At 63.6% G+C, this 13,120-nt stretch carries 8 protein-coding genes; 4 read left to right on the plus strand and 4 right to left on the minus strand.

The features are described 5' to 3' along the window. Positions 1–87: 87 nt before the first annotated feature. Both L6637_RS16960 and L6637_RS16965 read left to right on the plus strand, forming a co-directional pair. Positions 88–1,161, plus strand: coding sequence for a hypothetical protein (locus L6637_RS16960; RefSeq protein ID WP_237871433.1), 1,074 nt, complete (start codon positions 88–90; stop codon positions 1,159–1,161). Between the two features lie 47 nt (positions 1,162–1,208). Next, positions 1,209–1,850, plus strand: a complete 642-nt coding sequence (locus tag L6637_RS16965) for a glutathione S-transferase family protein (protein ID WP_237865811.1) — start codon at positions 1,209–1,211, stop codon at positions 1,848–1,850. Positions 1,851–1,870: 20 nt separating this feature from the next. Here L6637_RS16965 and L6637_RS16970 read toward each other — a convergent pair whose 3' ends face one another. The 3 genes from L6637_RS16970 to L6637_RS16980 all read right to left on the minus strand — a co-directional run bounded on the left by L6637_RS16970 (position 1,871) and on the right by L6637_RS16980 (position 5,913). Continuing rightward, complete coding sequence (locus tag L6637_RS16970; RefSeq protein WP_237871435.1) at positions 1,871–3,214, minus strand: cytochrome-c peroxidase; 1,344 nt, start codon at positions 3,212–3,214, stop codon at positions 1,871–1,873. 17 nt (positions 3,215–3,231) lie between these two features. After that, a complete protein-coding gene (locus tag L6637_RS16975) occupies positions 3,232–4,935 on the minus strand; it encodes a phospholipase C (RefSeq protein WP_237871437.1) in 1,704 nt (567 codons plus the stop codon). A 186-nt stretch (positions 4,936–5,121) separates the two neighbouring features. Further along, a complete protein-coding gene (locus L6637_RS16980) occupies positions 5,122–5,913 on the minus strand; it encodes an ABC transporter substrate-binding protein (RefSeq protein ID WP_237871439.1) in 792 nt (263 codons plus the stop codon). A gap of 253 nt (positions 5,914–6,166) precedes the next feature. Here L6637_RS16980 and L6637_RS16985 point away from each other — a divergent pair, with 253 nt between their 5' ends. Both L6637_RS16985 and L6637_RS16990 read left to right on the plus strand, forming a co-directional pair. Continuing rightward, a complete protein-coding gene (locus L6637_RS16985) occupies positions 6,167–7,360 on the plus strand; it encodes an efflux RND transporter periplasmic adaptor subunit (RefSeq protein ID WP_237871441.1) in 1,194 nt (397 codons plus the stop codon). A 12-nt stretch (positions 7,361–7,372) separates the two neighbouring features. Continuing rightward, positions 7,373–10,528, plus strand: coding sequence for an efflux RND transporter permease subunit (locus L6637_RS16990; RefSeq protein WP_237871443.1), 3,156 nt, complete (start codon positions 7,373–7,375; stop codon positions 10,526–10,528). A 275-nt stretch (positions 10,529–10,803) separates the two neighbouring features. On the opposite strand, the gene L6637_RS16995 is transcribed toward L6637_RS16990, so the two are convergent. After that, positions 10,804–13,071 carry a cation:proton antiporter domain-containing protein gene (locus L6637_RS16995; protein ID WP_237871445.1) on the minus strand — a complete coding sequence of 756 codons (2,268 nt, stop codon included), beginning with the start codon at positions 13,069–13,071 and terminating at the stop codon, positions 10,804–10,806. Positions 13,072–13,120 lie beyond the last annotated feature (49 nt).

A 13,120-nucleotide genomic window follows, 5' to 3' on the forward strand; every position in this document is an offset into this window, starting at 1 on the left:
GAGGGCCCGATTTGCGGGCTCGCCAGATCGCGGGTTTGACGTTTACGATCCCATGGCCGACGAATCTCCTGCGCATGGGAACCCGCCATGGGACGACAATGTCACGCCGCGACAGCCGTGGCGGTGCTTGGGCTGATCCTCGCGACACCCATCGCGAGCCAGGCGCAAGCACCGACGCCGGCGCAGTCGGAGGCGCTCGCCGCCTACGAGCACGCGCTCGGCGATTTCAAGTCGATCCTGGCCGAGCGGCGCCACCAGATCGAGACGAAGCAGCCACTGCCGAACCTGCCGGGCCAGGCGCTCTATCTTGCGCGCGTCGCGGTCATCAGCACCTATAAGGATCTGACCGACGCCATGCCGTCGCGGATCGGCAAGCCGAACAAGTTCGGGATCCCCCCGGCCTATTTCGACGCCGCGATCGAGCCGCTGGTCGACGAATATGCCGACGTCTTCGAGATCATGGAGGCGCCACCCGCGAGCGCTCAGAATTCGCCGACACCGTTCAAGGACGTCGTTGATCTCGGCGCCGCGATTGCACGCGCCAAAGGGCTCGCACCCGCTGACGCCGAGGCCGCGGGCCGCATCAGCCTGGGGCTCTTCTATGCCGAGACCAACGGCAAGCAAAACGTCCGCAACGCACGCTCGAACACATATATGGGAAGCCTGCAGACCGGCCCGTCCGAGGACCGCAACGGCCAGCGCAAATGGGAGGCGATCAAGGGCACGATCGCGGCCGCCGATCCCGCATTGAACGCGCGCGACGACAAGGAAGAGGCGCGATCCCGCGGCACCGACCGCCGTTTCAATCATTGGACCAACGTCCGCAACGGCCTCATGAACGCGCATGCGGAGCTATTTGCCGAAATCCCAGCGATCGTGAAGACGCTGCCCGATCCGATCGAGCAGATGAAGCTGTTCGAGCTGATCCAGATCATCCCGACACCGACGCGGTCCGCACTGAAGTCGGGCGACCTGTTGAACTATAGGGTGTCCAATTCCACCATCATGAAACACTTACGCAACAACAGCATCTTCGCCATCGGCAAGGTCGACCGGGCGCGAAGCTCGGCCAGCTTCCGCGAGATCTTGGGCGCGATGTGGCTGTTCAAGCGGAAGTTCGACAAGGCTATGGTGAAATATGCGGAGATCAGACCCCGCTAGGTCGTCTGCGAGCTAGTATATCCAGCCCAATCCAGGAACGTTCAACCATGCTCACCGTCTATGGCGAAGGTCGTGGCTTCCGTGTTGTTTGGCTGCTTGAGGAACTAGGATTGGCTTATCGGCTGCGCCCGGTCGATCTGCTCGCAGTCGAGAACGATCGCGATTTCCTCGCCATCAACCCCGCCGGCTTCATTCCCGCACTGCAGGACGGCGAGACGATCATGGTCGAATCGATTGCGATTCTTGAATATCTGCTCGCCCGCCACGGCTCGGCTTCGCTTGCCGTCGCCCCTGATGATCCCGCCTTCGCGGCCTATCTGCAATTTCTCCATATGGGCGAGGCCGGGCTCGCAGGGCCGATGAATACAGTCCTCGTCGGTCGCAACCTGGCGCCCGAAGCCGAGCGAAATGCCCGGGTGACCCGCTGGGCAGCCGAAACCTTCGAGACCCGGCTGGGGTTGGTCATCCGCCGCCTCGCAGATTGCCCCTATCTGGCCGGCGACCGATTCACTGCGGCCGATATCTCGGTGAGCTACGCCCTCCTGCTCGGCCTGCGAACGGGCAACTACGTCCCCGGTCCGGTCGAGCGGGACTATCTCGCCCGCACGACGGCACGCCCTGCCTACGCCCGAGCAATGGAAAGCTGCCAGGCCACCAAGGCTTGGGCGGCGAGATCACCGGGATTATAGTCGCGCCATCGGGAAGAGCGCTAGTTCTCCACCTTGTAGCCGTCCGTCAGCGTTTTCAGGAACGCGATGATGTCGGCCTCGTCCTGCTCTGTCATCGCCGGCTTGTCGCCGAGATGGCGATCGAAGGGCGGATCGGTGACATCGACATTGGCGTGATATCTTTCAGGCAGGTCATCATATTTCCGCACTGTGCCGTCGACAGCGCGCGGAAATACCTTCTCCGGATTTGTGTCGCGGAAATTGTAGAAATCGAGCACCTGCTCGAGTGTCTTGAAGACGCCATTATGGAAGAAGGCGCGACGTGTCGCGGTGTTGCGCAACGTCGGCGTCAGGAACATGCCGCAATATTGCGTCTGCTCGGCCATATCTGTGCGATGCGGGCCGCAGACACCGAGGTCGAAATAGCCGGGATCCCCGTTGCCGGCCAGCGCGGCATTGCGCGGCGCGCCGAGCACCTCGTATTGGTGATCGGTGAAGAGCGGCGGCAGGCCATCGCGGGACGGCGCCGAGGTGTGGCAACCGGCACAATTCGCCTTGTCGGGATCGTTGAACAATTGCAGGCCACGCAACTCACTCTCAGAGAGCCGCGTCTTGCCCTCGAGCCAGTCATCATACTTGCTGCTGTACGGATGGAAGCTCTGCTCTTCCACCTGATAGCGCGCGACGGCGAACATCGCCTCCGCAATCAGCAGCCGCTGATTTCTCATCACGCCGGCGCCGAACAACTCGACGAAGCGCTGGGCGTAAGGCGCGTTGCGCAGCTTGTCGGCCACGATCTCGACACTACCGCCGTCCATCTCGTTGGGATCGAGCAGCGGGAAGAGCGCCTGCTCCTGCAACGTGTCGGCGCGACCGTCCCAGAACAGCCCCCCTTGCGGCACAATGTTCGCCGACGCGCCGGTACCGCCCGCGGTCTTGGTCGTGCGCACGGCACTCTGGCCGAGCGCCGCCATCTGCGCGAGATCAACCACGTTGTCGTCGTCGGCTTTTTCGGGGCCGATGCTGAAATTCGGGTGGCGCTCCAGATAGGTCAGCGACGGAACGGCGCGTGCGCCTTGCCGCGACAGGTTGGCGCCGCCGAGCATCACCGGACCGTCATTGGGCGGGCCGTAAGCGTGGTCCGGGCTGTGGCAGGATGCACAGGACAGCGCGCCGGACGAGGACAACGATGCGTCGAAGAAAATCGCCTTGCCGAGCTGCGCCATCGCTGAGAGCGGCTCGACAGGAGGGCGGTAGAGATGAACCGGATTCGGGTTGAGGCCCGATGGTGTCGCCTCGGCCGGTCCATGCGGCTCGGCCGCAATGACGGCGCCGGCCAGCGAGAGCAGGCCGGCGCCGAGGAGCCACAAAGTGCGGCGGTTCATTCTGACGTCCCGTCAGACTAGTGGTGGTGGTGTTCGTCCGGCGGGCTGACGATGACCGTGCCGGCGGTCGGATCGAGGAACAGCGCGTCGTTGCGGAAGTCGTGGCTATGATCCTGATCGAAGTCGAACAGGTCCATGATCGATCCCGAGGTCGCATCGAACGAGCCGCCACCCAGACGCTTGCCGTGCAGCCAGTTATCCTCGATGAACCGCACGACGGAAGCCTGCGAGATGTAAGTGCGGCTCACGTGGTTGGTCTTGGCGTAGGGCGAGACCACGATGAAGGGAATGCGGGTGCCCGGACCGCAGCGACCGTTCACCGGCTTGCCGTTGAGGCCGTTCGGTGCCGGCTGCTTGGCCGAGCCGAGGCCGCACAGGCCCGGACCGTTGACCTGATCGGCAGTCGGATCATAGGAGGCGCTCTTCGGCGTGAGGTATTGGTGGTCGTACCAGCCGTCGGAGTCGTCATAGGTGATGATGACGGCAGTCTCGCGCCATTCCGGCTGCTTCTGCAGGAAGTTGATCAACTCGACATTGCCGGCCTGCTCGTCGAGCGGGTCGGAATATCCGGCATGACCGTCCTGATAGGCCGGCATCTTGATGTAGGAGACGGCCGGGAGATGACCCGCCTTCACCGCAGCAAAGAAGTCCTCGAGATCGTAGGCGTGGTTGGCCGGATCGAGGGTCTTGTGGGCATCCGCATAGGTATGACCGATCGCGTGCACCGAGCTCGGCCGCGCATGAGTCCAGTTGGCGGTCGACTTGTAGTACTGAAACCAGGCGTGGTGCGGGATGTAATCCGCAGTGGCGGCGCCCACGACGGTGGTCAAGGTGCTGCGGGCACAACCAGTCGTACCGTTGGCGTTCTTGAGCGTCAGATCGAAGCCGCCCATGAAGCTGCCCCAGCTGATGTGCTCGTCATTGAGCAGATCGCCGATGTTCTTGCCATTCATCAGGACCGTGCTGGTCGTGCTCGAGCAGACGTCGTTGCCGGGATCGGTGTCGCCGATCAGAGTCAAGCCGCCCTGACCATCGGGAACGGTCTGCGTCGACGTGCCGACGATGTTCACGGCACCGTTGGTCTGACCCGCGACCACTTCGAGCGCACCCGGGGTCGACGGGCCAAACGTGTCAGTCCAGGCATTGTCGCTCATGGCGAAATGCTGGGCGTAGTTCCAGAGAGCCGTGGTGGTGTTGCCGTCGAAATATCCCATCACCTGCCCGTTGGTGCCGAATGCGCCGGCGCCGCCGGCGGTGCCGCGGCCGGTGAATTTCGGGAACAGGTCTTCCTTGCCGTTGTCGACGGCCTGCTGCTCGGGCGTATAGGCGTGATTCTGCGAGCGCGTATTGGCCTGGGTGCGATCGAGCCGGAACGGATCGGTTGCGCCGGTGCCGTTGGCCGGATTGGTGTTCGGATTGTTCACCAGGAGATTGGCGTTGACGAGGTTGTTGACCTTCGGCGTATGCGGCTTTGGCACAAAGGGAATCGAGCCCGACGGATTGGCCGCATTCGGATAAGTCGCGAAATAATGGTCGAAGGAGCGGTTCTCGTTGAAGATGATCACGAGATGCTTGATCGGCGTTTCCGTATGGATGTGATGCGGATGGCGATGATCGCCATCGTGATCCCGGTCGAAGTCGTCGGCGAACACCGGAATGCTGCACGCAAGTGTCGTCGCGGCCGCGAAAATCGCAGCCGTCGTCAAAAATCTGGTTTTCATTTTTGTGCCCCGAAGGAGTGACGGGCGACCCTAACGATCACGAGTGACAGAGCTGTGTCAGTTTGACGCAAGAGACGCGTCGGGTAGGAACTGGGACAAAAAAGCGGACGGGACCAGGAAAGATTTGGCAGTTGTAATCCAAGGTCCAACAACGAGGCGCCGGGTCGAAATCCAATGTGGCCGGGCCTATTCGGTGCGGATCGGCGTGTCCTTCAGCCCGTTATTATCGTAGGCCTTGCGCAGGGTGCCGTTCGTCACCGCCTCGTTCATGAATTTGGTGGCGAACGCCAGAGCCTGGCTATGGCCGAGCGGGACGGCAACGGCGGTGACCGTCTTCTTGAACGTCTCGTCCAGCACCTTTGTCCCCGGGAGCTTTTGCGCCATCTTGTTGAGCTGGTCGCGCGATAGCGCGAAGGCATCGATCTCGCCGCTCTTCAGAAGGCCGAAGATTTCGTCGTAGGTCTGATAACCCGTGACCTTCGCATTCTTCAGATGCGCAACAGCGCCGCGCATCGTCGTCGTCGCGTTGACCGCTGCGACCTTGATGCCGGGTTGGTCGAGCGTGGCGAAATTGGTGACCGCCGAACCCACCTTGACGATGTATGTGGCGTCCGCGACCTCGTAGATCGGACCGAACATCATCCGGATCTCGCGCTCGGGATCTTTCGGCAACCAGGTGACGTCCCAGGCACCCTTGCCAGCCGCATCGGTGATCTGTCCGGAATTCTGGTATGCGACGTAGTCGACGGGCACGCCGAGCTGCGCGGCCATCTCCTTGCCGAGATCGACGGGCACGCCGGCATAGCCGGCTTCGGTCTTGGTCGACCAGGACGCTCCACCCGCCGGGCTGATCGCGATCGCGACCCGCAGCTTGCCGGTCGGCGCGATCTCGTCTTTCAGGCCATCGGCTAGCGCGGGCACAGCGACCACAGCGGCAAGAGCAAGGACCGCGCAGGCCGACCAGAATGGCGTTGGCATGTCATTGTCTCCTCGCGTTTCCTCTTGTGTCGCCCGATTGCCTGAAGTCGGTCCTCGCGCCTGGGCGTGCGGCCTTTGACATAATTCTGGTCGATCATGCGCTCGGTGAAAAGCGATTTGTCATGGCAGAACTGTCAAAGGCCTCGCCGCTGTTTGCAGTGCAAGGGCTGTGACTACCATGGCTATGGTGTTCCACGGCCGGGCATTTGTTGGTAGCCTGCCGCACCGACAGACAATCATCGGGGACCACCGAATGACCTCAGCGAATCCCGCTCTTCCCGCAAGATTTCATCGCGCGTGGAGACATATCGGGCGGGCCCTGGCCGCCTCGGCGGCCGTGATTGCGTTGGCCGGCTGCGAGGACAAGAACGCCTACGTGGCGCCGCCGCCGCCGAAGGTGGACGTCGCCACACCCATACAGCGCCCCGTCACGCGCTATGTCGAAGCCACCGGCAACACCGCGCCGATCAAGAGCGTCGATCTCGTCGCGCGCGTGCAGGGTTTTCTGCAAACGATCGACTACACCGATGGCACCTTCGTCAAGCAGGGCACCCAGCTGTTCACGATCGAGCCCGAGACCTACAAGCTGAAGCTGGAGCAGGCACAGGCAGCCGAGGCCGGCGCGCAGGCCTCGCTCAAGCAGGCTGAGGCCGACTACAAGCGGCAGGTCGACCTCGTGCAGCGCCAGGCAGTCTCGCAGGCGACGCTCGACACCTCGACATCGACTCGCGACAACGCCCAGGCCAACCTCCAGCAGGCCCAGGCCAACACCAAGATCGCGGAGCTCAACTACAGCTACACTAAAGTGAGCGCGCCTTTCGACGGCATCGTCAGCGCGCATCTGGTCTCGATCGGGGAGCTCGTCGGCGCCTCCTCCCCGACGCAGCTTGCGACCATTGTTGCCATGGACCCGATCTGGGTCAACTTCACCGTCAACGAGCAAGACGTGCTGCGCATTCGCGCCGAGGCGCAACGCCGCGGACTGACCCCCGCCGACCTCAAGCAATTTCCGATCGAGGTCGGCCTCCAGACCGAGACCGGCTATCCGCATGAGGGCAAGCTCGACTATGTCGCGCCGACCCTCAACACATCGACCGGCACGCTCGCCGTGCGCGGCGTCGTCCCCAACGACAAGCGGGTGCTGCTCCCCGGCTATTTCGTCCGGGTCCGCGTCCCCTTCGACCAGGACAAGAACGCCCTGCTCGTCCCCGACACCGCGCTCGGCAGCGACCAGGGCGGCCGCTATCTGCTGGTGGTCAACAAGGACAACGTCGTCGAACAGCGCAAGGTGCAGATCGGCCCGACCGACAATGGCCTGCGCGTGATCGAGAGCGGCCTGCAGCCCGACGACCGCGTGGTCATTTCGGGGCTGCTGCGCGTGATCCCGGGCCAGAAGATCGACCCGCAACAGACCAAGATCGAGCAGCCGCAGGCGTCTGCCAAGTAGGAGCGCCGGCCCATGATCTCCAAATTCTTCATCGAGCGGCCGGTCCTGTCGAACGTCATCGCGCTCCTGATGATCCTGATCGGCGGCGTGGCGCTGTTCAACCTCGCGATCGCGCAATATCCTGATGTGGTTCCGCCGACAGTGCAGGTGACGACCCGCTATCCCGGCGCCAGCGCCAAGACCGTGATCGACACCGTCGCGCTGCCGATCGAGCAGCAGGTCAACGGCGTCGAGGACATGCTCTACATGCAGTCCTACAGCGGCTCCGACGGCACCTACACGCTGACCGTGACCTTCAAGATCGGAACGGATCTGAACTTCGCGCAGGTGCTGGTACAGAACCGCGTCTCCAGCGCGCTGTCGCAGCTGCCGCAGTCGGTGCAGAATCAGGGCGTTACCGTCCAGAAAAAATCGACGTCGATCCTGCTGTTCGTGACGCTGACCTCGCCGGATTCCCGGTTCGACAGCCTTTACCTCAGCAACTACGCCACCATCAACATCCGCGACGAGCTGTCCCGCCTGCCCGGCGTCGGCAACGTCACGGTGTTCGGCGCCGGCCAGTATTCGATGCGGATCTGGCTCGATCCGAACAAGCTGCAGGCGCGCGGGCTCGTGCCGCAGGATGTCATCCAGGCGATCCAGCAGCAGAGCCAGCAGGTCTCGGCCGGACAGGTCGGCGCGCCGCCGACGCCGCCGGGACAGGCGTTCCAGTACACGCTCAACGTCAACGGCCGGCTCGACGACACCGGCCAGTTCGAGAACATCATCGTCAAGACGGGCGCAAGCGGCGACGTCACGCGCGTGCGCGACGTCGGCTGGGTCGAGCTCGGCGCGCAGACCTACAGCCAGATCTTCTCCCTCAACAGGCAGCCCGCCACCGGCATCGGCGTGTTCCAGTCGCCCGGCGCCAACGCGCTTCAAGTCGAACAGGCCGTCGAGAAGAAGATGGTCGAGCTCGCCAAGCGCTTTCCGGAAGGAATCAAGTACGACACGCCATTCGATACCACCAAATTCGTCGATGCCTCGGTGCATGAGGTCTACATGACCCTGATCGAGGCCGGCCTCCTCGTGCTGGTCGTGATCCTCGTGTTCCTGCAGGACTGGCGCGCGATGCTGGTGCCGGCGACCACGGTGCCTGTCACCATCATCGGCGCCTTTGCCGCGATGGCGGCTCTCGGTTTCACCATCAACATGTCGACGCTGTTTGCGATCGTGCTCGCGATCGGCATCGTCGTCGACGATGCTATCGTCGTGGTGGAAGGCGCCGCCCACAATATCGAGCAGGGCATGAACGGGCACGACGCCGCGATCAGGGCGATGGACCAGCTGTTCGCGCCGATCGTCGGCATCACCCTGGTGCTGATCTCGGTGTTCCTGCCCGCTTCGTTCCTCGCCGGCCTCACCGGGCGGATCTATTCGCAGTTCGCGCTGGTGATTGCGGCAACCGCGCTGTTGTCCGCCATCAACGCGGCCACCTTGAAGCCGACGCAATGCGCGCTGTGGCTGCGGCCGACGGTGCCGCCGGAGCAACGCAACTTCTTCTACCGCGGCTTCAACGCCGTCTATGACAGGGTCGAGCGGGGCTACACGCGGCTGATCACGTTTCTGGTGAAGCACGCAACGATCTCTGTCGCGTTCGCACTCCTTGTGATCGGGCTCAGCGGCTACGGCCTGTCGCGGGTGCCGACCGGCTTCCTGCCGATCGAGGACCAGGGCTATTTGATCGCAGCCGTGCAGCTGCCCGATGGCGCCTCGCTGGAGCGAACCCAGAAGGTGCTCGACAAGGCAGCCGACCTCATCAAGGACACGCCCGGCGTCCAGCAGGTCATCACCATCGCCGGCATCTCCGCCCTCGACAACAGCGCGAGCCTTGCCAATGCGGGCGTCGCCTACATCATCCTGAAGGACTGGTCGGCACGCGGCAAAGGCGAGGATCTGCGCTCGCTGGTCTATGGCCTCAATGACAAGGTCGCCAACATCATGGAGGCGCGCACGCTGGTGCTGCCGCCGCCGCCGATCCAGGGCATTGGCAATGCGGCCGGCTTCTCGATGCAGGTCGAACTCCGTGACGGCAACAGCGATTTCGCCAAGCTGCAGGCCATCACCGGCGCGATGGTCTCCAACGCCCAGAGCCAGAGCGCGCTGCAGCGTGTCTCGTCCTCGTTCCGCTCGGCGGTCCCGCAATTCAATGTCGAGATCGACCGCGTCAAGACCCAGACGCTGCACGTCACGACGGATGCCGTGTTCTCGGCGTTGTCGACCTATCTCGGCTCGTCCTTCGTCAACCAGTTCAACAAGTTCGGCCGCGTGTTCCAGGTCTACACCCAGGCCGATCCGGCCTTCCGCGTCACCGAGCGCGACATCGCCAACATGCAGGTGCGCAACCAGAACGGCGACATGATCCCGATCGGCACCGTCGCCACCATCACGCCCGTGACGGGACCCTCGCTGATCAGCCTCTACAATCTCTATCCGTCCTCCACCATCGTCGGCCTGCCGGCGCAGGGCTATTCGTCTGGCCAGGCGCTGGAGCTGATGGAGGAGATCGGCGACAAGACGCTGCCGCCGGGTACCGGTTTCGAATGGACCGCGATGTCCTACCAGGAGAAGGCGGTCTCCAACCAGATCTACTGGGTGTTCGGCCTTGCCATGCTGCTGGTCTATCTCGTGCTCGCCGGCCAGTATGAGAGCTGGTACGCGCCGATCTCGGTGATCCTCGCCGTGCCGCTGTCGCTGCTCGGGCCGATGCTGATCCTCTCGGCCCTCAAGATCGACAACAACCTCTATTGCCAGATCGGCCTAATCCTCTTGATCGCGCTGTCGGCCAAGAACGCGATCCTGATCGTCGAGGTCGGGCTCGAGCTGCACGGCCGCGACGGCAAGCCGGTCATCGAATCCGCGATCGAGGCGGCGCGCGCCCGCTTCCGCCCGATCCTGATGACATCGTTCGCCTTCATCCTCGGCGTGGTGCCGCTGGTGATCGCGACCGGCGCCGGCGCCAGCGCGCGCAAGTCTATCGGCATCACCGTGTTCTCGGGCATGCTGGCCTCGACCTGCCTGGCCGTGCTGTTCGTGCCGGCCTTCTTCGTGGTGGTGCAGCGGTTCGAGAACTGGCGCGCCTCGAAGAAGGCACCGAAGGCGGTGGCCGCGGCGGAGGTGAAGTCCTAAAAACAACCCCATGCACAGTAGACATGGGGTTGAAAAAGCGCGAGATATTCGATTTTGCCGAAAATTGCTTGCGCCGTCGGGCAAAACACCGGCATAATGGCATCATGGGGGCGTGCGTGAGGTGTCCCTACCCACTCACCCCGTCATTGCGAGCGCAGCGAAGCAATCCAGAGTCTCTCCGTGGAAGCAGTCTGGATTGCTTCGTCGCATCAGCGCAAAATTGCTACGCAATTTTGTCGCGAGCTCCTCGTAATGACGGAGGATGCAGTACCCGCTCACCCCTTCTCGCTCGGCGCCTGCCGCGCCTCGCCGCTGGAAACCAGCAGCACCGAGACCTTCGACTGCCTGAGCACGGCGTCCGCAACGCCGCCGAAGGAGAGGTGATCGGCTTGGATACGGTCGACGCCCATGACGACGAGATCGACATCGGTGGTGTCGATCTCGCGCAGGATCGCAGCCTGCGGCGCCCGGTTGACGCGCAGCGTCGTAGTGATGTCGACCTCGTAGCGGGCGGCGAGATCGCTGGCATCCTTGAGGACACCCGCCTCCTGGCCGAGACCACGCGAAGCACCGCGCTGCGCGCCCTTGTCGCGGGTCGTCGCGACATAGATCACCCGGAGCGAGCCTGATCCGGCCTGCGTCAGCGCGACCGCGACCTCCGCGCCACGCTTGGAGACGCCGCTGCCGGAGACCGGGACGAGGATGTTGAGCCTATCCGGCATCGGCTGCTTCAGATGCTTGCCTCTGGCCGCGACGATCGCGAGCGGGCCGTCGAATTTTGCTGCGATGTCCTCGATCTTGCGATCAAAGCGGTCTTTGGCAGCAGTGACCTTGTCGACGCCGACGACGAGAAGATCAAAACCCTTGCGCGCCTCCTCGGTGATGGTCTCGCCGAGCTCGGCGCGCCTGGCGCGGGTGACGACATCGATGCTGCCCACCTCACCGTCACCATTGGTGGAGACGGTCTCGGCGGCCTTCTTCACCACGGCTTCATGGCTCGCCTCCTCGTCGCGGCCCCTCTCCTGCTCCCCGGCCCGCTTGCCGATATGCAGCACAGTGATCGGCAGGCCGCGCATGCCGGCGATCAATCCGACGATGTGCGAGGCAAAGGTGGCATTGACGCTTTCGTCCACGGCAAGCAGCGGACGTTCGAGATTGGCGACGAAGCCGCGCTTCTCGAACTCTTCCCGCTCCAACCGCTCCTTTTCCTCCTTGTTCATCGGAAGCTTGGCCAGCGCCGCGCGCAGCATCGGCGGCATCGCCATCGTGGTCACGATCGCCATGGTGACGATCATCGTGAATAGGTTCTGGCTGAGCACGCCGATGGAAAGGCCGATGGTGGCGATGATGACCTCGGTCGAGCCGCGCGCATTCATTCCGCTCGCGAGCGCCAGCGATTCCCGCGTGCTCAGCCCGCCCAGAGTGCCGCCGACAAAGGCACCGCCGAACTTGCCGACGCTGGCGATCACGACGAGGAGGCCAGTGAGCAGCAAGAGATTGGGATCGCGCAGCACCGAGAGATCGGCGCTGAGGCCGGCGAGACCAAAAAACACCGGCATGAAGAAGCTCGAGATCAACCCGCGCAGGCGCTCGTCGATCTGTCGGGTCAGGATTGGCGACTCCCCGACCAGGATGCCAGCGACGAAGGCCCCGAGCACGGTGTGGACGCCGATCGCATGCGTGATCAGTGCCATCACGCCCATCAGCAGCAGGATCACGGTGATGACGGCAGCGACGCTGACGAGGTTGTCATTGGCCCAACGAATGAGCTGGAACACCAGGCGACGGCCGATCGTGAAGCTGACCGCGAGGAAGACGAGCGTGCCCAGCACCGCTTTCGCCACCGAGGCGAGATCCAGCGTGCCTTGCGAGGCCAGGCTGAAGATGACGGCAATGATGATCCAGCCGATGGTGTCGTCGATCACGGCGGTCGCGACAATGATCTGTCCGACATTGCGGCGCATGAAGTTCATCTCGCGCACCACCACCGCGACGATCTTCACGGAGGAGATCGACAGCGCCGTGCCCATGAACAGCGAGGCCACAAGGCGCTGCTCGGGCTTCGGCAGCAGCGCATCGGGCAGGAATTCGCCGAGCGCGAAGCCGCAGGCGAAGGGCACGAGGATGCCGGCGATCGAGATCGCGATCGCTGCCTTGCCCACCTTCTTCACCAGCTTGAGATCGGTCTCCATGCCCGTGAGCAGGAGCAGCAGCAAAATGCCGAACTGCGCGATGCCGTCGAGCATCGCCTTCTGCTCGGGCATTTTCGGGAAGATCGCGGTTTGCGCGTCCGGCCAGATCCAGCCGAACAGCGATGGCCCGAGCAGAATGCCCGCGAGCAACTCGCCGATCACCGAGGGCTGGCCGATCCGCTGCATGATCTCGCCGAGGCCTCGCCCCACCGCGATCAGCAGCACGATCTGCGTCACCAGCAGGAATTCGGAGGGACTTGCCGATTTGCCGCCCTCGGCGCTGGCGGCCATGCTGGTGAGGACAAGCGTCGCGGGGACAAGGCCGACCGGTCGGAGCAGGCTCCACTGCATGCAGGCGTCTTCCCCCGTTTGCTGCGCCGGCGAAGTGCCGGGGCGACAA

This window comes from Bradyrhizobium zhengyangense, from assembly GCF_022012435.1.
Classification (GTDB): domain Bacteria; phylum Pseudomonadota; class Alphaproteobacteria; order Rhizobiales; family Xanthobacteraceae; genus Bradyrhizobium; species Bradyrhizobium zhengyangense.